This is a genomic window from Pandoraea vervacti (genome assembly GCF_000934605.2).
Taxonomy (GTDB): Bacteria; Pseudomonadota; Gammaproteobacteria; order Burkholderiales; family Burkholderiaceae; genus Pandoraea; species Pandoraea vervacti.
Genome location: NZ_CP010897.2, coordinates 1,542,602 through 1,564,388, shown reverse-complemented (window position 1 = coordinate 1,564,388; position 21,787 = coordinate 1,542,602). Strand labels below are relative to the sequence as shown.

The window sequence follows — 21,787 nt, the reverse complement described above, 5'->3', positions numbered from 1 at the left end:
GGTTTACCCACCCCTTCCGAACCGTACTCAAGGCGTGAAACGGCGTACGGAAACGCCTACAACGACTCCGGCGCGCCGTGTGCTTGCCGTACCGCGCTGGTCGACGACTCGCGCAGCACCATACCCAAGGCAATTGCCAGCGAAAGCACCAGGAATCCGCCGCCAATCCAGACGAACGCACCCTCGATGCCGAACCGACCGCGCAGCGGGGCTACGACCCAGGGATTGAGGAACTGGCCAAAGAAAATCGCACTCAGCAGCAAACCGAGCGCACGCGCGCGCATCTCCTCCGGAATACGCGCAAGGATGATGGTGGCGCAGGCCGCCTCGACGAAACCCGAACCGATCCCCATGAGCGCGCTGGCAGCCCCTATCGATGTCGCCCCCGACAGTTTCGCCATGCCGATGGCGCCGACGCCGAAGCACGCCGCTGTCAGCATCAGCAGTCTGCGCGGACTGATGACGCGGATCAAAAACCCGTAACAGAACGCCGAAATTGCCGCGACAACCGCACTTGCCGCCGCAACGCTGCCCTGGATCTCCGCGCTATGCACGCCGCGCTGATCCAGCAAGAACGGGCCCTGAATGCTGGGCATGAACATGCCGACGGTGAAAATCGCGGCAAGAAGATAAACAGGCCACAAGAGGCGCACCGGTGCAAACAGGTTGTGCTCCCGGCTCACCTGGGAAGCGCGCGGCTTGATGCTGAACAGCGCCAGAATGAAAACCGGAATGCCGCCGAGATAGAGTGCGAACGGCGCCCGCCACCCCCAGGAATCCACCATATGCCCGCCAACGGTCAGAGCGGCAACGGCCATCACGCATGAGCCGGCGACCATGAAGCCGAGCAGCCGCTCGCGCGCCCCACCGGACGGATAGTCGCCCACCAACGAGAGACTGCTGGTTTGTATCGCACCTCCGGCTGCGCCGAGGAGCAGGCGGGACACGATCAGCGCCGTCGGGCTGTCGACAAAGAGACCGGCGCTACCCGCGAGCACAAAGACGGCGAATCCCAGCAGCATGACCGCCCGTCGACCGATTCGCTCCGAAAGAATGCCGGCAAGCGGCGCAGCGAGAATGAGCAGGACCGCCGGGATGGTCATCACCATCTGCGCAAACAGCGCGCCGTCTCCTCCCGCCGCAAAGTGTGTCGCCATCGCCGGCATGGCAGGCGCGGCCGCCATCGGAATCAATACCACCATCGTTGGGCCGGCCACCAGCACCGTACTTTTCAGCACGCCGTTATCCGATTCACTTACGTCCAACGCATTAGCTTGCACCTGAATCCTCCAGAGGAAATGAAAGACGAAATCTCTGCATGAAAAGAGACGCGACCCGGCATGATCGACAGATTCGGGAACCCCCTGGGGAACGGCAGGCGTTTCTCGTCGCGATCCATTCATCGCGATCCATCTATGGAACGCGTGCGCCTGATCGACAAAACTTGGCAGGGAACGAGGCTATCAGCATCGTCCATTTGGATTAACAAGGAGTTTCCCGGTGAGGCGTTCGCTCGCTTCGATTGCGTAGTCTGAACAGACGATGTCATGCGCAACGCCATCGGCAACCATCAATTGTGGCGTTGTCAGTGACGAAACGTCGCTACATTACAAAGCGGGTCGGCAGCGCGGGGGCGAGCTTTCATCGAAGGCGCCCCCCGAAAAACCGGTGCGACCCCAGATGAGAAAAGCGGAGACCCATGACTTCCTATTTCGCGTTCAATGGCGATGCCGACGGACTGTGTGCACTTCAGCAACTTCGCCTCTCGAAACCCGGTGACGCAACGCTGGTCACCGGCGTCAAACGCGACATTCATTTGCTCGAGCGGGTGCCCGCAACGGTCGGGGACTGTGTCTACGCGCTCGACATTTCCATGGCGGCAAACCACGACGCGCTCGTGGCATTGCTGGGTGCGGGGGCGCAGGTTCACTACTTTGATCATCATCTTGCCGGCGATATCCCCGACCACCCCTCCCTACACTCACATATCAATCTCGCACCAAACGTGTGCACGAGCATTCTTGTCAGTGAGCACCTGCGGGATCGCTACCGGTTGTGGGCCATTACCGCCGCGTTCGGCGACGGGCTGCCACACATCGGGGCGTCCATGGCGACCGAAGCCGGACTCTCGGAAGCCACCACCCGCACGCTCGCCTCGTTGGGCGTGAGCCTGAACTACAACGCCTACGGGGAAACGGTGCACGACCTGCACTTCCACCCGGCCGAACTTGCCGAGGCGATGGCCCCCTTCGAAGATCCTCGCGATTTCGCCGAGCACTCCGACGCCTGCGCCAGGCTATTTGCCGGATATGAAGACGACATGGGGCGCGCACGTAGCCTGAGTCCGCTGCGCGCCTGCGATGGGGCGACGATCCTCCTGCTGCCCGCCGAACCCTGGGCTCGCAGGGCGATCGGCGTTCTCGCCAACGAGTTGGTCCAGGCAAATCCCGGTAATGCCTTCGCCCTCCTTTCGCCCAACTCGACAGGCGACTTCACGGTGAGCGTTCGGGTCCCCGAAACCAGAGAAACGGGGGCAGGCGACTTTTGTCAGCGCTTCGAGACGGGCGGCGGACGACGTCTGGCCGGCGGCATCAATCGACTGGCCGAGAACGACATCGACAAATTTGCCGAGCAATTTGAAACGCATTATCGCGTCGGCGCGTGATAGATGATTGCGCGCAATCCCGGTTGCGCGCAAACCCGCAACGTAACGAGCCACAGCGCTGAGAATTTTGCATCTGACAGGCAACGGTTACCGACGTGCCAAAGGGGAGTCGGCATCGGTGGCAACACGGGTTGAATCAGCTTTGGATGCGTGTAGTATCGCTATCGAAGGACAGTCATAACGCCAAGCCAAAGAAGCTCGCAGCGTACGGAGACGTTTCAAATGGGTGCACATAATGAATTGGGCAGCGTCGGTATGCGAGCGCCCGTAAACGGCTGTGCCGCGATGCCGCATGTTCCCGAGTCAGCGCCACTTCCGCGCTCGGCATCCGGTGCAACGTCCTCAGGTTACATGCCCCTCACCCTGGACCAGCTGGACGCTTTGTTGGGCGCCATTTATCAGGGCTGCCTCGAGAAGCTTCCGTGGTCGAGCGCACTCACCGCACTGCGCGACATACTCGATGCGAACTGGGTCACTTTGATTCTGCGTCCCGCATCCGACACATTGAACGCGCTCATCGTCAATGCCGGTCCCGATGGTCCATTCATGGAGAAGGGAAAGTTCGCGACGCATACGGCATTCATGCTCGATCCTTTTAGCGGTTTGCCGCCTGACAAGATCGCCACCGTCGACGAAATCGTCGGCGCGAAGGAATGGCTGAGCAGCGAGTTCTACCGGCAATTCGTAGAGCCGTTCGACATCCGGTACATGATCGGCGCCGATATGGTGACCGCCGACGGTTCAGAATGCCGACTTCGCATTTGTCGCCCGCATGCCAGCAGCCATTTCTCGGAATCCGACAAGAGCATTTGTCAGCGGCTGCTCCCGCATATCAAACGCGCCATCGAACTGCATTCCCGATTGGACCGGATCGAATCGGAACGCACGATGTACGCGACGACCATCGACCGGATGCTGCTGGGCACAGTGGTGTTCGACGAGACGGGCGCCATCATGCGAGTCAACCGTGCGGCGGAAGAAATTCTCCGGCAAAACGACGGGTTGTCGATCGTGGGCGGCCGGCTCGAAGCCAGTTATGCCCCGGAGAACCGACAGCTTCAAAACTTGATTCGCCGCGCACTTGCCGACAATGCCAGCTCCGCATCGGGCATTGGCCAGGCCATCTCGATCGCTCGCCCGTCGGCGCGCGCAAAACTGGGCATTGCCGTTCGCGCCAACCCCTTGAGCGAATGGGCCGAGGGTCGACATCGACCCGCCGTGACGGTTTTCATCCGGGATCCCGAACAGAAGTCGATGGCCTCGCGGGACGTTATTCAGCAACTCTTCGAGCTGACGCCGGCAGAGGCCTCGCTGGCGCTGCTTCTGGCCGACGGGATGACGCTGGATGAAGCGGCCGACCAGTTGGACATCAGAAAGAACACCGCGCGCGCGCATTTGCGCTCGATCTTTGCGAAGACGGGTGTGACACGCCAGACATCACTGGTTCGACTCCTGCTGGGCAGCGTCACGCCACTCGATTAATGCCGGAGCATGTCGGGGCATGGGACAGACAAGACCCGTCAACCGTCACGCCAACGAATACAAAGGGTATCGATTGATCGATACCCTTTGCTTCAGGTCGAACGCAACGCTCAACGGCGGCTTGCCTGGCTTGCCGTGCTCGCCTTGTAGAGGGATTCGGCGTGTGCCTTCAGTCCGCGTGCAATTCCGTCGAAACCGCCCTTCACCCAATCGCCGAACTGGTCCATGATTTTCCCGGCATTCGGGCCGAGAAACTGATCGCTGGTGTGATACGCGCAGCGGCCATCGTCAAGGACTTCGAGAACCTGCTCGCGATAGGCCGCGTCTGCGTTCTCCGGCGTGGGGCGCTGCTCCCACGCGAGAAGCCGCGACGGTTCGAACGCGACGAGATGTTCCAGCACGTGAATGTCGTTGTTCGCATCGGCTGGATTGGCAATGTACAGGTGCACCTCGTCGCCAACCTTCAGGGAGGATTCGACGCGTACCGTGTAAGGATTCCATTCCCGATAGCGCGGCAGGTCAACGAGAATGTCCCAGACAAACGATGCCGGGGCATCGATCTCGACACGTACCGACGTGACTTTATTCTTTGAATCGCCCATTGCAGAGTCTCCCATGCGTCAAGCCGCCATAAATTCGCCACCGTTCGCGTCCAGCCACGCGCCCGTCACTGCATTCGCATAATCGGAAACGAGGAACAGCGCCGCTTTGGCGCAATCGTCGTCCGTTGGAATGCGCCCCAGCGGGATGTTTGCGGCCACCTGCGCCACCTGATCTTCGACGGAAATATGCCGTTCCGCTTCGACCGCGCGCATGTAACCTTCGACCGGGGAACCCCACATCCAGCCCATCGATACCGAGTTGACGCGAATCCCCTTGGGTCCGAGTTCTTTGGCCAGGTACTTCACGGCCACCCCGAGCGCCCCCTTCGAGATCGCGTAACCCGCCTGTCCGACCAGCGGCTTGCGCGTGACCAGCGAATTGATCATCACCATGGCCCCGGACTTCTGTTGACTCATGGGCACCGATGCCTCCAATGCCAGGTTCATCGTCCCGAACACGTTCGTCTCGAAGATGGCATCCCAGCCTTCGGTGCCCGATGATTCGAGCGACCCCATCACGTTGCCCGGGTTGTAGGCGCTGTTGACGAGGCTGTCGATTCTGCCGAAGCGATCCACGGTCTTGCTCACGAGATTCCGGCATTGCTCGCGCTGCGTGATATCGGTCGGAACCTTCAGGATCGCCACGTCGCTACCGGCTTCCCGAATGCGGCGCTCGGCTGCGTCCAGTTTTTCCGCACTACGCGCCGCCAGCACCACCCCGGCGGCACCTTCGCGCGCGGCCTCGATCGCCAGCTTGATGCCGAGACCGGGACCGATGCCTGAAATCACGACCACTTTGTTGTTCAACAACATGTCATATCCTCCTGTTCCTGCGAGACACTTACGGGTTTGCGCCTGCGCTCACCACTTTTCTTGGAAGGATGTAGCGCTGACGGTATTCATCGAAATCGCTCTCCAGTTTCGACCGGGTCAACCCCATTTTTTCGAGCGAATAGTCGTGCGGGGCCCGCTTGTCCCGGCTGCTCTGCCCGATCCATTCGGACATGCTTTTCTCGGCTTCGTCGGTGAGCGTCATCCCGATGAACGGATAAACGGTCCGGGCGACCTCCAGCGGCTTAGCGACCGCATCGAGATACCAGACGTCGAGGAAGCGGTCCGCCGGCAACTTGTCGCGAACCCCGATCGCGTCCCGAAGCCCTTTCGCGAACTTTGCGGACCAAAGCGCCGCCGCCTCACGCGGATCGGCCTGATCGCTATAGACGCGCCAGATCGTGTGCGCAAAGCTGCTCATGGACGGAATCGTCTCGAGCGGGTCCCGATGCGTTTGAATCACCTTCGCGTCGGGGAAGACCTTGAACAGGACGTCCATGGCATGGGTGTGGTGCGGCGCCTTGAGAATCCATCGTTGCGCCGCTTCCCCTCGCCGGCGCTTCTGCCATTGAAGAAACTGAAGCTGTCGCTTGAGGTAGCGGTATGCCGGTGTCTGATCCTGCTTGCCGAGCCATTCCGTATAGGTCGGAATATTGGCGTAGGCGTACATCGCGCTCAGGAACGAATGCTCCATCAGCACGACTTCCTCATCGGGTAGCTCGGCGTCGAGCGGATGCATGGTCAGCAACTCGGGCATCGCTTCGAGCATCATCTTGACCTCGGACTTCGCGAGCGCCACGCGAGGATCTTCCCCTTCCGGAGGCGTCGGTCCCAACGGCGCGGGAAAACGGACCTCCCACCACAGCGGCGTGTAAAAACGTCGATCTCGCGCCAGCACACGGTGCAGCATCGTGGTCCCCGTGCGAGGCAATCCGATAATGAAAACCGGCTGCTTCAGCTCCTCCTGGAGAATTTCCGGATGGCGCTTGAGATGCGACTCCAGCGCAAGACGAGACGCGAGACTCTCGATCAGGCGCTCGGTGAAGATCGCGGCACCGTTTTCCGAGAGCTTTCCTTCCGCATTGATCGAGTGAACGAGTCGCTCGAGCGCAGGCAGGAAGCTCGGGTCTCCAAAGTCATTCAGCCCGTTGCTGCGCTGCACCGCCGCGTCCAGCAGGAAATGAATATCGATAATTGACGACATGGCTCAGGCCTCTTGTTTTTTTAACGTGTTGACCGCAACGACTTCCGTGACCGGATGGACGTGTTCGCTGGCGCCGATCCAGCGAAAGCACATCGTGCCGAGTTCGTGTCCAGCGGTATGGATCCAGTTGGGAACGCCCGGATCGCGCGCTGCGACGACGATCGTCACGCCGCCATCGGCGTCGTACGTCGCAGTCTCTTTGTTCACGCAAACGTTGAAGTATCGGAAGTCGAGCGACTCCATCCAGTAGTTCTGGATGACGAAGTTCCAGTAGTCGCACTCGGGGATGCGCGGCACGCGAATCACGAGGGCTTCGTGCTCACCGAGCTTCCAGTAAGCGTGGTAGTAGAAAATGTTCGGGTCGCCGCCGACCGACTGACACAGCGCCTGGTCGGCAGGGGGAAGCGTATTGACCTTCGCCACATAGCTGTGCGCCCAGTCCCCGAACATGCGGGCGGTGTTTCCGACGAAATTGGCCGCATTGACCAACTGCTTCTCGAACCTGGTCGGGTCAAGCGCCGCCGGACTCGCATGCGTCGGATCGATTCTCGCAATGCTGATGCGTGCGGGGGTCTGCTCACGCCGGCGCGGGAGATATTGCCGGACCAATAGTTGGCTGGTGTCCGCCGTCAGTCGCAGCCAGTTGCCCGGGCGTTCGTGCTTCGAGAGGATGAGCTCGAAGCTCCCGTCCGGCTCGAAGTGCATGTGTTTGGCCTCGATCAGGCCACTCAGCACCAGCTTGCCATTGGTGTCATACCCACCGCGCTTGGTACTGAAGTTGATGTTCTGAATGTCCCCCCGATTCCCGCTCACGCGATACTCGTACTCGCCGCTGATGAGCGCCACCTGGTAAAAGTTGTCGGGGTTATCCGCGCCGATTTTGGCCGTTTCATGCGAAGGCACCATGAACGAGGGAAATTCCGGGCTCCCGGCCTCCACCTGCATCTCCAGGGCGATGCGCGTCAGGCGGCTGAGGTAGCGAAATCCTTCCGCTCGCGTCAACGGATCGTCAGGGGCATCAGCGCGCAATACTTGCTCACCTGCGCGCTTGAGCGCATCACAGAAGTTGTTCCAGACATCGCCGGACAACGCATCAGTTTTCACGAGATGCTCCAAAGCAAACTCCTCTTAGACGCTCACCGCAGGCCTGCGGTGAGCGGAAGTCGGACAAACGCTCGCCCTCGGCTGCGAGCCGGGGCAGTCGCGTTTCACTCGACAAAGGCGACCGACGCCCGTCCGATGCCATCCACCTCGAGATCGAACCGATCTCCGGCCTGAATTGGGATCAGTGGCACGAGCGACCCAGAAAGAATGATCTCGCCCTTGCGAAACGGAATGCCGAACCGTCCAAGGGTATTGGCGAGCCACGCCACGGCTTCGGCAGGATGCCCCTGCACGGCAGCGCCGAATCCCGAGAACGCGGGCTTCCCGTTCACACTCACCCGCATTTGCGCAGCGGCGAGGTCCACTGTCGATGGCGCAACGCGTTCCAGCCCCAGGGTGAAGACCCCGCACGAGGCGTTGTCGGCCACCGTATCCTGGATTCGGATCTTCCAGTCGCGAATGCGCGAGTCGACGATCTCGAAGCAAGCCGCAACGGCGTCAGTCGCGTCGAGGACATCTTCTCGAGTGATGTTCGAGCCCGTGAGGTCTTCTTTCAGGATGAAGGCGATCTCCCCTTCCGCACGGGGTTGAATCAACCCCGACGCACCGAGGCTGATGATTGCGCCGTCGGCATACTGCATGGCATCGGTGAGAAAGCCGAAATCCGGTTGATGGACATCGAGCATCTCTTGCACCGGCTTGCTCGTCACCCCGATCTTCTTCCCGACAATCGTCTCTCCGTCGGCGAGACGACGTTCGAGCAAGTGCAATGAGATGTGATAAGCGTCTTCCACCGAGAGCCCTTGAAATCGGGACGTCAACGGCTCGACCGTGGCGCGAGCGCGCAACGCGGCATAGAGCTCGTCACCGAGGACACGGGTGCGCTCGGACTGCGCAGAGGTTTCAGTCATTTGCGAGAAACTCCAGAGACGTGCGATTAAACAGTTCGCTGTGCTCGACCATGACCCAGTGACCACATTGATTCACGAGAACGAAGCGAGCGTTCGCACACTCGCGCAACACTTTCAGCGCACCGTCGGCAGGACAGAATTTGTCGTTGCTTCCCCAGAAGCCGAGGACCGGGCATTGGATTTCGGACAACCGGTCCGTCAGATCGGGCACGCGCATCGTGGACAGCACGGTTTTCGGCTGCGTGGCGCACACGGGGACTCGCTCCGACAACAACGCTTCGGTGACATGTCGGGGATCGTGGACGAGGATCGACAGAAGGCGTCGCATGCCGTCGCGATCGAGCTTGTCCATCGCGAAGTCATTCATCATTCGCTGAATGCCCTCCATCTCGAAATATCGCTCGCGGGCCTCCAGCCCTCCCGGCCCCATCAACACCAGATGCGTCACGGCATCGGGGCGATCCACGGCATACTTGATGGCGATGGCGCCGCCCAGCGAGTTCCCCACGAGCGCACAACGCCCGATACCGAGCGAGTCGAGCAACGCCTTGAGCGCGTCGACGAAGAAGTCCAGCACGTACTCGGCCTCGGCCGGTTTGGACGACAGACCGTATCCCGGCAAATCAAACACGATGACGCGGTGCCCATGGTCGGCGAATGCCTGATAGTTGCCTTTGAAGTTGCTGTATCCGCTGGCTCCGGGACCACTTCCATGGATGAAAATCACCGGCGATCCACTGCCCACGTCGTAATAGTGGAGGTCAATGCCAGACGGCGTTTTGACGTAACTGCCTCTCGGGATGCTCATGGATAGATTGCGTCGTCGTTAGTGAAACGGCGAATTCAGTCGCCGCGATCCTTGTCGTTTTCCGATGTTCCGCGACGCGCCGCATCCCGTCATCGTCTGGTCGGACTACACGAATTTCGCGATATCCGTGTCACCGAACGCCCCCTCGCCGGCCTCCGCGAGCCGCATCGCCGGTCGTGGCGGTAACGGGGGAGCAATGCCCCAGGTCCGATCCGGTTGGCGAAAGAAGTACAGCCCCACGGTGCCGCCGGAGCGCGATATTTCGATGAGCACAAAGCGAACGCGCCCTGCCGGGGTCCTACCGAATCGCGCCACGTGCACACGCCCCACATCGCCGGGTTGCAGCCAGCGATCAATCAGCTCCCTCAGGTCCGCCCCCCTTGTCGCCATATCCGACCTCGCTCCAGAGATTCGCCCGACGCTTACTACCTTACGACCTTGCATCGCGCATACATGCGCAAGTGTATGAACGCGCGTCGGCCGCGGCGTCGTCTGAGCGGACTACTCGCGTGCCCTGCGTGCCTGGTTAGTCCTATCGGACGATGAGTCGGAAAAGACGCAAACCTAGACTGAACGTCAACGTCAATGCGTCCCGCCACCCACGACGGCGGCTTCGCCGGACATCGACAACAGGAACGACACGTGAGCGCGAAAACAGCCATCGACCCGAAGGCATTCCGGAATGCACTGGGGAGTTTTACGACCGGGGTCACGATCATTACGACGGTCTCCCCCGACGGCGAGCCGGTGGGCATGACAGCGAACAGTTTCAATTCGGTATCGCTCGATCCGCCCATGGTGCTATGGAGCATTGCTCGCTCGGCGCGCAGTCTGGCAGCCTTCGAAGCCAGCGAGTACTGGGCCGTGCATATCCTCTCGGATACGCAGGAGGCGCTCTCCAATCGATTTGCGAAGAGCGGCGAAGACAAGTTCAATGGCCTGTCTGTGCAAGCCGGAACGGGCGGGGTGCCCCTGCTCGATAATTGTTGTGCGCGCTTGCAGTGCAAGACTGCCGTGCGCTACGACGGCGGCGATCACATCATTTTCGTCGGGGAGGTGCTCGCCTTCGAACACACCGACGCCCCGCCGCTCGTTTTTCATGCAGGCAAATACGCGCTGGCGACCCGCAAGCCGCAACCCTTCCGGCTACCGGCAGAGCGCAGCAGTCCGGACAATGTGGCGTTTGGGGAAGACTTCCTCGGCTACCTGCTGGCTCGCGCGCATTTTCAGTTCTATGCGCAAATGCGCGAACACCTCGTGCAAAACGGCATCGACGACACCGAGTACTTCGCACTCACCCTTCTCAGCCTGAAAGGCGGCAGAAGCGTCGAGGAGATCAACCGGCGCTTTTCGTACACCGGCTATCACTTGACGACGGGGATCACGTCGGCGCTGCAGGCGCGCGGCCTGCTGAGCGTTGACGGCGAGGGCACAGCAGCCACATGCGAGCTTACCGACGCCGGACGCAATCTGACGCTACGGCTGATCGCCGCGGCCAAGGCCATTGAGGACGGCATTGTCGAAAAAATCGGTCAGGTCGAGGCCGTTTCCCTGAAACATCTGCTCAAACGCCTGATCTCCGAGACCGATCCCGGGCTCGCGCATCCCTGGGAAAACTGACGGCGAATGCGCTCTGACGTCAGAGCGCAAACCTCACAGGTGCGCCCACACGCCCGCCGGATCACGGCACCTCTCACGCTCGCCCCTCACGTGTCGGCCAGCAACTCGCGCGCGAGCGCCTGCGCGTGCACGCGAAGTTCCGGCACCGCCGTTGCCTCCCAGTACCGCGCCTTGAGAAGCGGTCCCAGATAACGAAGACCGTCGACGGGTGCGAGCGTGTGCCCCAGGCACTGGTAGCGGTCGTCGACTTCGAGCCCCAGGCCGAGCGCATCCGAGCGCAATAAACCATCGCTTCGTAGCTGCGCAAACAGGGGATCGTCGATCGCGCGCAAATCGGATGTCGGTCCCGTGCAGTTCACGACATACTCGACCGAAAGCGCCTCCGGTTCGGCGACGCCTCTGCGTCGGATAGTGACCTGGATCCCTTGTTCGAACGCCTGATAGTCCAGCACCCGCGCCCGAATCAGAGCAATATCGCCTGCGTGCAAAGCACCGTGAAAGTACAGATGCGCTTCGGGAGCGAGCCGATGACGGTGAACGTCCCAGAACGGCTGAACATGACGCAGGAATCGCCGCTTTTCCTTCAGGGAAAGGCACGCCCAAAGGCTCGGCGTGTGCGCACGCAAGGCCCCGAGCACATCGCGCCAGTCGGCTCCCGTTTCGCGGGCATGTCGGATCGTTGCGCGAATTGCCCTGACGTAAGTGCGCACATCGCTGCCCATCGCACGCCTCAGATCGTCACCCGCCTCCGGGGCACGCCCGGGACGAATGCAACGATGGGGCTGGGGCAGCAAGCCCCGCCGGGAAATGGCGTAACACTTCCTGCGACCATCGGCACGCGCCAGCACATTCGCCACGTCGATGGCCGTCAGCCCCGTTCCCAGCAGCAATACCCCCGCGTCGGAGGGAATCGAGTCAAGCGCGCCGGGCGACCACGGATCGCGTATATAGCGCCGACTGTCATAAAACGCCTGATTCGGCACCGGGAAATTGCGTGGCGGGAAATTGCCTACAGCGAGAACCACCTCGTCCGCAAAGACGACACGTGCGCCACCCAGTTGGACGCGCCATCGTGGCGCACCAGCGGCGCTTGCGGTCGGTGTGATGGCGTCGACCTCTGCCTCGATGCGTGTGAGGTAATGCTGCTTGCCCAGCGCAGACTGATCGAGCAGCCACGCCAGATAGCTGCCGTAACGTTCGCGCGAAACGAAAGACTCCGGGCGAACCAGCGGGTCGGTCCGGGCGCAGAATTCGAGAAAGTGCCCCGGGTGATCCGGCAGCGCACTCATATTGCCGGCAGGCACATTCAGAATGTGCTTCGCGCTGCGTGTCCCGTAAGCCACGCCACGCGCCTGCGCCCCTGAGCGGTTGACCAGTACGAGCTGAACGGAACCCGGCGTCGCCATCCTGAGCAAATTCACGGCCAGCGCCGTCCCGCTAAACCCCGCGCCGACGATCACAATGGTCTTCACGGCTGCGTTCCTCTGGCCCTCATTGCTTTGATCAGATGCAACGGAATCGCCCGCCCCACATCGATTCGAGGGCGATCCGGTTCCACCGACGCCAACGGTGTCGTCGCCACGAGGGAGCGCCGACACAACTGCGCCAGATCCTCGTAAAGCGATGTGCCGTCGGTCTTCCAGGCCAACTCCTCATCCGTCAGCGCCCGTACCACGCGAGCGGGCATTCCGGCCACCAGCGTACGTGCTGCCACGTTGGCCCCCTCTTTCACGAGGCTCATGGCCGCGACAATGCTGTGCTCTCCGACGACCGCACCATCCATGACAACGGCATTCATCCCGATCAACGCATTTCGCCCGATTCGGCACGCATGCAGAATCGCCCCGTGGCCAATATGTCCGCCCTCCTCGACGACGGTGTCGGTCTCCGGATAGCCGTGCAGCACACACCCATCCTGCACGTTCGCCCCGTCCTTGATTTCGATACGACCGAAGTCACCGCGCAAACAGGCGGTCGGACCGATGTAGCATCGTCGCCCGATGATCACGTCACCAATCAACACTGCGGACGGATGGACAAATGCGTCGGAGGCCACGACCGGGATCACGCCGTCGAGCGCGTAGACGTTAGCCATAGGAAAAAACGTCCGATCGCTACACGACGTCGACACGCAAGCGCGTGAGCTTTGACGACTGGATCCGCCACTCGCCGTGTACGCGCACATAGGTGTCGTGGTAATGACCGTGTCCGGTCATTCGATGAAACGGCATGGCGAATTCATCGGGCCAACGCAAATGGTCGGTCATGGCCCAAACGGCTGAAGCGGACGTCGGGGAAAGGACATGGATCTCCGGCATGCCACCGAGGTGGACGGTTGTCGCGCCTTCGGTCGCCGCAAGAATGAAGTTTGCGATCTCGGCGGCGCCCTTGACGATGGCGGACTTGTCGGCTTCGCCCCCTGCGGCTTCGCTCATGTCGAGCGTTGCATTCTCGGCAAACAGCGAGGCAAGGCCTTGACGATCCTTCGTGTCCACGTAGCGAAAGTAGCGCGCCTTCAACACGCGAATCGCTTCAATCGCGCATAGCCGATCAAGCGCTGCCACTACATCTGTCTCCGAAGCCCGTTCGTTCATGATGTCTTCACCGGTTTGTCAAAGTCGCCCATCAGACTTTCCTTGATGATGAGCGGATTCAAATACTCTCGCCAATAGGTCACTTTGCCTTGCGCAAATCGCAGAATGCCCAGATAAGCGTTGCTGTAGGGTTTGCCCGTTGGGTGGTACGTGGTATGCGAGGTGTACTCGACGATCAGGGTCGACGGATCCGCCATGTCGTAGTACTGGCTGATCTCGTACGCATAGGGATCGAACGCCTGGGTTCCGGCCTCGATGAATTCGCGGAGTTTCCGATTCCCCACGATTTTGCTGTCCATGTTGGGGATCGGCAGATACGGCCAGTCCTGATACACGTCGTCCGCAAGGTACGACTCAAACTGATCGAATTCCTTGCGGCCCAGGTGCCCGAGCATGGTGGCGAAAATAGCCTTGTTGCTATCGCGCAGACTTGCGCTCGCTTTGTCGTCTGTGGTCATTGTCTGTCCGCCGTTAGATTGCGCGCGCTACGCGATGCCCGTTGCGCACGGCACCTTCGATGTAACCCAACTCGTCGGCATCGCCAACGCAGTGCACTTCGCTGCAGATCGCCTTCATGTGCTCGGTCAGATCCGAACCGCTCGGCTCCGCGCCCAGCGCCATGATCACCGTGTCGGCGCGAATCGTCTGAATCTGTCCGTTGCCGGTTCGATAGGACGCCTTGCCCGGCTTGATCTCGATCAGCTCGCACTCCTTGAGCATCCGAACCCCGAGCTTGCGCAGGGAGTCCATGATCCGCCACCGGCGAACGATCATCAGTTCCTTGCCGAAGGCCGGCCCCGGTTCGATCAGCGTCACTTTCCGATGACGCTCCGCGAGAAACTCCGCGACCTCGACGCCCACGAGGCCACCGCCATAGATCAGGACATGTTCTCCCAGAGGAAGAAACCGCTCGCTGAGCTTGTTGATGACACGATTGTTGTTGAGCAGGCCAATGCGCTTTCCCGTGTTGATCATCAGGCGCCAGCGAAGATTGAGCTTGCGTTTGACCGAGGCGCCAAGCTTGCCTGTGACCATCTCGCGCAGCTCGTCCCCGCTCAGCACATGCGCAAGGTCGTAACCCGGCACCTTCACCGAAGCGCGGCGTGCACCGGTGGCCACCACGATGGCGTCCGGCTTCATGCCGCGAACGAGTTCCGGCGTCACCCGCGTTTGCAGGTGTGTCGGAATCTCCAGTTCGTGCAGTTGTGCTTGCAGATAGTCGATCAGCTTCCCGTTCTCCGGATAGACGATCGAGGAGAAGAATGCGGTCCCTCCGAGACGATCGGATGCCTCGAACAGTTGCACGTCGTGTCCACGCAGCGTCGCGACCCGCGCGACCTCCATGCCTGCCGGCCCACCGCCGATCACCATCACCTTCTTGCGGCTTGCGGCAGGTTCGATACCGGTGCTTTGTTCAAACCCGGTTCGCGCATTGACAGCACATCGCGTGTGCGAACCGAGAAAGATCTGGCTGATGCAGGTGTAGCAATAGATACACGGCCGAATCAGGTCGGGGCGACCGGCCATGAGCTTGTTCGGCAATTCATCGTCCGCCAGGAGCTTGCGGGCCATGGCCAGGAAATCGAACTTCCCTTGCGCGATATAGGCGTCGGCCAACTCCGGCTCCACACGGCCGACCGTGATTACCGGCACGTCGACGTTCGCCTTGATGGCTGCCGCATAGGGGACATATTTGCCGGGTTGCTGGACCGTATGCGCTTCCGTGAAGCTGATGCCCTTGCTGGCGTCCGCATACATCGTGACGTGCACGGCATCGGCGCCGGCCGCGACGCCCAGCTTGGTGGCTGCGATCGCGTCGTCGATCGTAATGCCGTCGTTCTTCAGATGCTCGACGCCATCGATTCGGAACCAAACGGGGTAATCCGGCCCTACCGCGGTGCGGATGCGACGCACGATCTCGACGAGCAATCGGGCGCGGTTCTCGAGCGTGCCGCCCCACCGGTCGGTGCGCTTGTTGCTCGACGGGGACAGGAATGCGGAAAGGATGTAACCGTGACCGGCGTGGATTTCGACCCCATCGATGCCCGCGGCTTTAGCGCGCACCGCCGCTTCGGCGAACGCATCGATCAGCCATTCGATGTCGTCCTCGCTCGCCTCCTGGTACTCAATCTTCACCCCCGGCTGGAAGAACACCTCGAACATGTCCTTGTTTTCCTGCGGCGTGAGATCTACCGGCCAATCGAAGTCTTTTTGCGTCGGTGTCGAAGGCACGAGCAGCGGCATGCCGCGCAGCGGTTCGTTCACCGCGATCGCCCCGGCGTGCTGCAATTGGACAGCGATCTTGCAGCCATGCGCGTGCACCGCCTCGGCGACCTTTGCCAGGCCCGGAATGTATTTGTCGTCGGAGATCGCCACCTGCATCTGATTCCCCGAGCCCCGAGGGTAGGCCACGCCCACGGACCCCATGATGACCATGGCGGCGCCCCCTTTGGCGCGCGCGGCATAGTATTGCGCGAGACGGTCTCCACAAAATCCGTCCGGCTCCGCCAGGTTGGACCCCATCGGCGACATGAAAATGCGGTTCCGGAGCTCCATGCTGCCAATCCGACCGGGCGACAGCAAATGCGAAAACGATTTACTCATACTTGTGTGCATCCCAATTGCGTTATCGTGCGTCGGATTTACGACACCGTCTGGCCACCGTCGATCGAGAAATCAACGCCGGTGACGTATCGCGCCTCATCTGAAGCCAGATACGCAATCGCAGCGGCGATCTCGTGCGGCTCTGCAATCGGAAACAACGGATAGAGCTTTTCCATCATCTTCGCGTCCGCATCTTTCGGGAACTGGATGGTGTGATGGATGTTGGTATTGACGCCCCCCGGGCACACTGCATTGGCACGCACGCCGTTGCCCGCATACTCGACCGCGAGGCAACGCGTAATGGCCACGACCGCGGCTTTGGACGCACAGTACGCGGCGGTGTACGGTTGTCCCTGTTTCGATGAAGCCGAGGCCATATTGACGATGTTGCCTTTCGTCTCGATCAAGTGAGGGATCGCCTCCTGGCAACTGGCAAACACGCCGTCGACGTTGATTGCCATCATGCGTTTGTAATCCGCCTCGGGCATCTCGTGTGTGTGCCATCCGCCGGCGATGCCTGCGATGTTGCAGAGTACGTCGAGGCGTCCGAAATGCGCGGCGGCAGTCTTGACCATTTCGCGCGTGCCGGCCATGTCGGACGCATCGAATACGAAGGTGCCGTATTCCGTTGCGTGTGCCGCCTGAATGGCATCGCCCGCGCGGCGCAGCGCGTCGCCGTTGATATCTGCCAGAAGGAGCTTTCCGCCCTCCTGGGCAATACGTTCAGCCGTCGCATAACCAATGCCCGATCCGGCACCGGTGACGAGCACTACCTTGTCCTTGAAGCGCAGCACGTCTCCTCCTATTTTTTTAATCGATAATCGAATAGCCACCGTCCACCACAAGCGTATGACCGGTGACGAAACTGCTGGCGTCCGAGCAAAGAAACAGAATCGGCGCGGCAATCTCCTCCGGTCTGGCCCAACGCCCCAGCGGCGTTTTGCCGGATACCACCTGTTGCCAGTGCGGATCGTTCGCGTACTCCGCCGTCATTGCCGTCGCAACACTTCCGGCAGCAACGGCATTGACGCGAATACCATCCTTTGCCCAGCCGGCCGCCAGCGTCTTCGTCAGTTGCACCACGCCGGCCTTTGCGGCGCCGTATCCCGGCAAGTGGGGACTGCCGAAGTAAGACATCATCGAAGCAATGTTGACGATCGCCGCGCCGCCCGGCGCCGTACTCTGTTTCAGGCGAGGCCATAAACCCGCGCTGATCTCGTACACGGCGTTCAGGTTGACCTGAACTGCCTGGCCGAACGACGCGTCGGGCATGATCCGGCCGGCATTGTTCACGAGGACATCGACCGCGCCGACACTCTCGACGAATGCCTGAATCGACGCGCTGTCGCCGAGATCCAGTTGCCGGTACTCAAAACCGTCGATCACCTCGCCATAGGCTTGCGCCGTGGCGGAGGTACCGGTCACCAGCACCGACGCGCCAGCGTTCAGTAACGCCCTTGCCGTCGCATTGCCAATGCCGGACGTTCCGCCTGTCACAACCGCTCGCACGTTCTTGAAGTCAAAATTGAGACTTTTGTACATCGCGCTCTCTATCGTTCTTTTGGCTTGCCAATGATGGCAAGCCATCGCCGTTTGCAGGGAGCTCAGGCTACTCCGACGCCCTCGGCCAAACCATAGAGAGTTTTACGCAGTGCTCGCTCGCTCCAGCAACCCACGCGCCTGCAGGAACTGCACGATCTTCTCGGCGGCATCCTCCGGGGCCATCTGCGTGGTGTCCACACGAAGCTCCGGATTCTCCGGCGCCTCATAGGGAGAATCGATACCCGTGAAGTTCTTCAGGTCACCACGTCGGGCTTTCTTGTACAGGCCCTTGGGATCGCGCTGTTCCGCCACGGACAACGGGGTATCGATAAACACCTCGACAAACTCTCCCGGACTCACGAGACTGCGAGCCATCTCGCGTTCGGCCCGGAACGGGGAGATGAACGAAACCAGCGTCAGAAGCCCGGCGTCGACCATGAGGCGGGACACCTCGCCCACGCGGCGGATGTTCTCGACACGATCCGCTTCGGTGAAGCCAAGGTCCTTGTTCAGGCCATGGCGGATATTGTCCCCGTCGAGCAGATAAGTGTGACGACCCAGCGCGTGCAGCTTCTTTTCGACGAGATTGGCGATCGTCGATTTTCCTGCGCCCGAGAGCCCCGTGAACCAGATGACAGCCGGCGTCTGGCCCTTCAACTGCGCGTGGGCGTCCTTGTTGACTTCGATCGCCTGCCAGTGAATGTTTTGTGACCTGCGCAGCGCGAAGTGCAACATGCCCGCACCCACCGTCGCATTGGTGAGCCTGTCGACAATGATGAACCCGCCCATGTCGCGGTTTTCGCGGTACGGATCGAACGCGATGGCCTGATCCAGATGCAGGTTGCACACGCCGATCTCGTTGAGTTCAAGCGTTTTTGCAGCAAGGTGCTCGAGCGTGTTGACGTTGATTTTGTATTTGGGTACGGCGATCGTGACGCCCACCGTGCGCGCACCGATTTTCATCAGATAGGGCCGCCCCGGCAGCATGGCTTCGTCGCTCATCCAGACGACGTTGGCCTCGAACTGATCGGCGACCGGCGCCGGCGACGCACTGACCGTCAGGACATCGCCCCGGCTGATATCGATCTCGTCCTTCAACGTAATCGTCACGGACTGCCCCGCCACCGCCCGTCCAAGGTTGCCGTCGCGGGTGACGATCAGATCGACCGTGCTCTCCCGTCCCGACGGCAGCACCCTCACTCGCGCGCCCGGCTCGATAGCGCCACCCACCACGCGGCCGGAAAAACCACGGAAATCGAGATTGGGTCGGTTGACCCATTGCACGGGCATGCGGAACGGGCCACGTTGCGCCAGATCGTTGTCGACCTCCACCGACTCCAGGAAGTCCATCAGCGTCGGGCCGTGATACCACGGCGTGTGATCGCTGCGCTCGGTGATGTTGTCGCCCTTGAGCGCCGACATCGGAATCGCCAGGAACGTTTCGATGCCGATCTGCTTGCCGAACTCCCGATACTCCGCAACGATTCGGTCGAACACTTCCTGCGAGTAATCCACCATGTCGAGCTTGTTGATCGCCAGCACGACATGCCGGATGCCGATGAGCGAGATCAGATAGCTGTGACGGCGGGTTTGCGTGAGCACGCCCTTGCGCGCGTCGATCATCATGATCGCCACATCGGCCGTGGACGCGCCGGTAATCATGTTGCGCGTGTATTGCTCATGGCCCGGCGTGTCGGCCACGATGAACTTGCGACGATCCGTGGAAAAGAACCGATACGCGACGTCGATGGTGATTCCCTGCTCGCGCTCCGCCGCCAGGCCGTCGACCAAGAGCGCGAAATCGAGGTCGCCACCTTGCGTGCCGACCTTCTTCGAATCGGACTCCAGCGCTGCGAGCTGGTCTTCGAAGAGCATTTTCGACTCGTAGAGCAGTCGGCCGATCAGCGTACTCTTGCCGTCGTCGACGCTGCCGCAGGTAATGAATCGCAAAAGGCTCTTTTGCTGATGCACCTGCAAGTATTTCTCGATGTCTTCTGCAATCAGACCGGATACGTGTGCCATTAGAAATACCCCTCCTGCTTTTTCTTTTCCATCGACCCGCTGGAGTCGTGGTCGATGAGTCGCCCCTGGCGCTCCGATGTCTTCGTGAGCAGCATTTCCTGAATGATCTGCGTCAACGACGTCGCTTCGCTTTCCACGGCACCGGTGAGCGGATAGCAGCCAAGCGTGCGAAAACGAACGCTCTTCATCATCGGCGTCTCGCCCGGGCGCAACGGAAGACGATCGTCGTCGACCATGATCAGCATGCCGTCTCGCTCCACGACCGGACGCTGCGCCGCAAAGTAAAGCGGCACGAGCGGGATGTTTTCGAGATAGATGTACTGCCAGATATCGAGCTCGGTCCAATTCGAGATCGGAAATACGCGCATGCTTTCGCCCTTGCTCTTGCGCGCGTTATACAGTCGCCAGAGTTCCGGACGCTGCATTTTCGGATCCCACCGATGCTGCGCCGTGCGGAAGGAGAAGATCCGCTCCTTTGCCCGCGACTTTTCCTCATCACGGCGAGCGCCGCCGAATGCGGCATCGAAGCCATACTTATCGAGTGCCTGCTTGAGACCCTGCGTCTTCCAGATATCCGTATGAAGCGCCGATCCGTGATCGAACGGATTGATGTTGCGCTCGATCGCCTCCGGGTTCCGGTAAGTCAGCAGTTCAAGCCCGAGCTTTTCCACCATCTGATCGCGAAACTTGTACATGTCGCGAAATTTCCATGTCGTGTCGACATGCAAAAGCTTGAACGGCGGCTTCGAGGGATAGAAGGCTTTCATCGCCAGATGGAGCAGCACCGAACTGTCCTTGCCGATCGAGTAGAGCATGACCGGATTTTCCGATTCGGAGACGGCCTCTCGCATGATGTCGATGCTCTCGGCCTCAAGTCGCTGAAGGTGGGTCAACGAGTAGGTCTGGTCGCCGACGGTCGGCGTAGGTTTCCGCTCTTCGAGCAGGGTTTGACTCTCGATAAGCATTGCATGAGCCTCTGTGCTTAGAAATCGTGATGTGCGTGCGACGCGGCCAGTTGGGCGACGAGAGGTGCACATATCCGCGCCAGTGTCGTGAATCGCGACCGCCGCGGCCGCTACGTAATTTCATTCGCCGACCGCGTACCTCTAAGGTAGAAGACCCTGCATCAGTTCTCATCGTCCGACCGGACTATCGAGCGACAGGGACAAGAAGAATTCGGCGGGATAGGGACAAGACCCGAGGCAGGCGAGTTGAGGCAACACGCGCAAAAAGGCGCATGCCGCGCGCGTCAGTGGCGCGATCCGAGAACGGGGGAAGCGAAAGGAAGACAGGCGGCATGGGTGGCTTCCCGAGGAAGCCCCCCATATCAGACTCAGAAGTAGTAGCGCGACACTGTGTCCGCGACGCACGCAGGGCGCTCACCGCCTTCGATCTCGACCGTGACGCGGATGACCGCATGAACGCCGCCGCCATCGACCGGGGCGACGCTCACGATCTCGCCATGCGCGCGGACTCTCCGGCCGACAGGCACCGGCGCCGGGAAACGGATTTTCTCGCATCCATAGTTCACGCCCATGCGCATGCGCACATCGATGAGGCGAGACAGGAAGTAGCTGCCCGCCAGCGCGAGCGTCAGGTAGCCATGCGCGATGCAGGCCCCGAACGGCCCGGCGCTCGCCCGCTCGGCGTCCACATGAATCCATTGATGATCGCCGGTCGCGTCGGCGAACTGATTGACGCGCGCCTGATCAATCTCGAGCCACTCGGTCGTGCCAAGCGAACTTCCAGCCGCACACAGGAGTGCCTCGGCCGAATTGAAGTGTTTCGCCATCATTTC

Annotated in this window: 20 protein-coding genes; 3 read left to right on the top strand and 17 right to left on the bottom strand. The window is 60.9% G+C overall.

The features are described from left to right. Window positions 1–56: 56 nt before the first annotated feature. Window positions 57–1,238 carry an MFS transporter gene (locus tag UC34_RS07045; RefSeq protein WP_044454931.1) on the bottom strand — a complete coding sequence of 394 codons (1,182 nt, stop codon included), beginning with the start codon at window positions 1,236–1,238 and terminating at the stop codon, window positions 57–59. A 461-nt stretch (window positions 1,239–1,699) separates the two neighbouring features. On the opposite strand from UC34_RS07045, the gene UC34_RS07040 reads away from it, so the two are divergent. Together UC34_RS07040 and UC34_RS07035 are read left to right on the top strand one after the other, a co-directional pair. Beyond that, complete coding sequence (locus UC34_RS07040; protein WP_044454929.1) at window positions 1,700–2,665, top strand: hypothetical protein; 966 nt, start codon at window positions 1,700–1,702, stop codon at window positions 2,663–2,665. A gap of 351 nt (window positions 2,666–3,016) precedes the next feature. Next, window positions 3,017–4,147: a helix-turn-helix transcriptional regulator gene (locus UC34_RS07035; protein ID WP_044454927.1), complete on the top strand. Its 1,131-nt coding sequence runs from the start codon at window positions 3,017–3,019 to the stop codon at window positions 4,145–4,147. A gap of 110 nt (window positions 4,148–4,257) precedes the next feature. Here the strand turns inward: UC34_RS07035 and UC34_RS07030 are convergent, their stop codons facing one another. The 6 genes from UC34_RS07030 to UC34_RS07005 form a co-directional block, all read right to left on the bottom strand. Then, entirely contained in the window at window positions 4,258–4,749 is a 492-nt protein-coding gene (locus UC34_RS07030) for an SRPBCC domain-containing protein (RefSeq protein WP_044454925.1), read from the bottom strand. Window positions 4,750–4,767: 18 nt separating this feature from the next. Continuing rightward, window positions 4,768–5,562: an SDR family oxidoreductase gene (locus UC34_RS07025; RefSeq protein WP_044454923.1), complete on the bottom strand. Its 795-nt coding sequence runs from the start codon at window positions 5,560–5,562 to the stop codon at window positions 4,768–4,770. Between the two features lie 28 nt (window positions 5,563–5,590). Continuing rightward, entirely contained in the window at window positions 5,591–6,784 is a 1,194-nt protein-coding gene (locus tag UC34_RS07020) for a sulfotransferase family protein (protein WP_044454921.1), read from the bottom strand. 3 nt (window positions 6,785–6,787) lie between these two features. Continuing rightward, window positions 6,788–7,888, bottom strand: a complete 1,101-nt coding sequence (locus UC34_RS07015) for a DUF1214 domain-containing protein (RefSeq protein ID WP_237165259.1) — start codon at window positions 7,886–7,888, stop codon at window positions 6,788–6,790. A gap of 104 nt (window positions 7,889–7,992) precedes the next feature. Next, window positions 7,993–8,799: a fumarylacetoacetate hydrolase family protein gene (locus tag UC34_RS07010; protein WP_044454917.1), complete on the bottom strand. Its 807-nt coding sequence runs from the start codon at window positions 8,797–8,799 to the stop codon at window positions 7,993–7,995. Next, the gene (locus UC34_RS07005) at window positions 8,792–9,607 is read right to left on the bottom strand and encodes an alpha/beta fold hydrolase (RefSeq protein WP_044454915.1); all 816 of its coding nucleotides are present in this window, start codon (window positions 9,605–9,607) and stop codon (window positions 8,792–8,794) included. The genes UC34_RS07010 and UC34_RS07005 overlap by 8 nt, the downstream gene beginning before the upstream one ends. A gap of 642 nt (window positions 9,608–10,249) precedes the next feature. Here UC34_RS07005 and UC34_RS06995 point away from each other — a divergent pair. Next, entirely contained in the window at window positions 10,250–11,227 is a 978-nt protein-coding gene (locus tag UC34_RS06995; RefSeq protein ID WP_044457858.1) for a flavin reductase, read from the top strand. An 86-nt stretch (window positions 11,228–11,313) separates the two neighbouring features. Here the strand turns inward: UC34_RS06995 and UC34_RS06990 are convergent, their stop codons facing one another. The 10 genes from UC34_RS06990 to UC34_RS06945 form a co-directional block, all read right to left on the bottom strand. Continuing rightward, on the bottom strand, window positions 11,314–12,699 hold the full coding sequence (locus tag UC34_RS06990) for an FAD/NAD(P)-binding protein (RefSeq protein WP_044454911.1): 1,386 nt from the start codon (window positions 12,697–12,699) through the stop codon (window positions 11,314–11,316). After that, a complete protein-coding gene (locus UC34_RS06985) occupies window positions 12,696–13,322 on the bottom strand; it encodes a hypothetical protein (RefSeq protein WP_044454909.1) in 627 nt (208 codons plus the stop codon). The genes UC34_RS06990 and UC34_RS06985 overlap by 4 nt, the downstream gene beginning before the upstream one ends. A 19-nt stretch (window positions 13,323–13,341) precedes the next feature. Next, the gene (locus tag UC34_RS06980; RefSeq protein WP_084070416.1) at window positions 13,342–13,821 is read right to left on the bottom strand and encodes a nuclear transport factor 2 family protein; all 480 of its coding nucleotides are present in this window, start codon (window positions 13,819–13,821) and stop codon (window positions 13,342–13,344) included. Then, window positions 13,818–14,279 (bottom strand): nuclear transport factor 2 family protein, encoded by a 462-nt coding sequence (locus UC34_RS06975; RefSeq protein WP_044454905.1) that lies wholly within the window; start codon window positions 14,277–14,279, stop codon window positions 13,818–13,820. Before UC34_RS06975 ends, UC34_RS06980 begins: the two co-directional genes overlap by 4 nt. Before the next feature lie 13 nt (window positions 14,280–14,292). Then, window positions 14,293–16,377, bottom strand: coding sequence for an oxidoreductase (locus tag UC34_RS06970; RefSeq protein WP_218919566.1), 2,085 nt, complete (start codon window positions 16,375–16,377; stop codon window positions 14,293–14,295). An 86-nt stretch (window positions 16,378–16,463) separates the two neighbouring features. After that, complete coding sequence (locus UC34_RS06965) at window positions 16,464–17,270, bottom strand: SDR family NAD(P)-dependent oxidoreductase (RefSeq protein WP_218919565.1); 807 nt, start codon at window positions 17,268–17,270, stop codon at window positions 16,464–16,466. Next, entirely contained in the window at window positions 17,236–17,967 is a 732-nt protein-coding gene (locus UC34_RS06960) for an SDR family NAD(P)-dependent oxidoreductase (RefSeq protein ID WP_044454899.1), read from the bottom strand. The genes UC34_RS06965 and UC34_RS06960 overlap by 35 nt, the downstream gene beginning before the upstream one ends. A gap of 102 nt (window positions 17,968–18,069) precedes the next feature. Further along, window positions 18,070–19,989: a sulfate adenylyltransferase subunit CysN gene (cysN, locus tag UC34_RS06955; RefSeq protein ID WP_044454897.1), complete on the bottom strand. Its 1,920-nt coding sequence runs from the start codon at window positions 19,987–19,989 to the stop codon at window positions 18,070–18,072. Continuing rightward, the gene (gene cysD, locus UC34_RS06950; protein WP_084070413.1) at window positions 19,989–20,954 is read right to left on the bottom strand and encodes a sulfate adenylyltransferase subunit CysD; all 966 of its coding nucleotides are present in this window, start codon (window positions 20,952–20,954) and stop codon (window positions 19,989–19,991) included. The genes cysN and cysD overlap by 1 nt, the downstream gene beginning before the upstream one ends. 368 nt (window positions 20,955–21,322) lie before the next feature. Next, window positions 21,323–21,781, bottom strand: a complete 459-nt coding sequence (locus UC34_RS06945; protein ID WP_044454896.1) for a MaoC family dehydratase — start codon at window positions 21,779–21,781, stop codon at window positions 21,323–21,325. Between the last annotated feature and the right edge of the window lie 6 nt (window positions 21,782–21,787).

Coding starts and splice junctions, on each gene's coding strand:
- UC34_RS07040 (WP_044454929.1), top strand. CDS start 1,700: ATGACTTCCTATTTCGCGTTCAATGGCGATGCCGACGGACTGTGTGCA.
- UC34_RS07035 (WP_044454927.1), top strand. CDS start 3,017: ATGCCCCTCACCCTGGACCAGCTGGACGCTTTGTTGGGCGCCATTTAT.
- UC34_RS07030 (WP_044454925.1), bottom strand. CDS start 4,749: ATGGGCGATTCAAAGAATAAAGTCACGTCGGTACGTGTCGAGATCGAT.
- UC34_RS07025 (WP_044454923.1), bottom strand. CDS start 5,562: ATGTTGTTGAACAACAAAGTGGTCGTGATTTCAGGCATCGGTCCCGGT.
- UC34_RS07020 (WP_044454921.1), bottom strand. CDS start 6,784: ATGTCGTCAATTATCGATATTCATTTCCTGCTGGACGCGGCGGTGCAG.
- UC34_RS07010 (WP_044454917.1), bottom strand. CDS start 8,799: ATGACTGAAACCTCTGCGCAGTCCGAGCGCACCCGTGTCCTCGGTGAC.
- UC34_RS07005 (WP_044454915.1), bottom strand. CDS start 9,607: ATGAGCATCCCGAGAGGCAGTTACGTCAAAACGCCGTCTGGCATTGAC.
- UC34_RS06985 (WP_044454909.1), bottom strand. CDS start 13,322: ATGGCTAACGTCTACGCGCTCGACGGCGTGATCCCGGTCGTGGCCTCC.
- UC34_RS06980 (WP_084070416.1), bottom strand. CDS start 13,821: ATGAACGAACGGGCTTCGGAGACAGATGTAGTGGCAGCGCTTGATCGG.
- UC34_RS06975 (WP_044454905.1), bottom strand. CDS start 14,279: ATGACCACAGACGACAAAGCGAGCGCAAGTCTGCGCGATAGCAACAAG.
- UC34_RS06970 (WP_218919566.1), bottom strand. CDS start 16,377: ATGGAGCTCCGGAACCGCATTTTCATGTCGCCGATGGGGTCCAACCTG.
- UC34_RS06960 (WP_044454899.1), bottom strand. CDS start 17,967: ATGTACAAAAGTCTCAATTTTGACTTCAAGAACGTGCGAGCGGTTGTG.
- cysN (WP_044454897.1), bottom strand. CDS start 19,989: ATGGCACACGTATCCGGTCTGATTGCAGAAGACATCGAGAAATACTTG.
- cysD (WP_084070413.1), bottom strand. CDS start 20,954: ATGCTTATCGAGAGTCAAACCCTGCTCGAAGAGCGGAAACCTACGCCG.
- UC34_RS06945 (WP_044454896.1), bottom strand. CDS start 21,781: ATGGCGAAACACTTCAATTCGGCCGAGGCACTCCTGTGTGCGGCTGGA.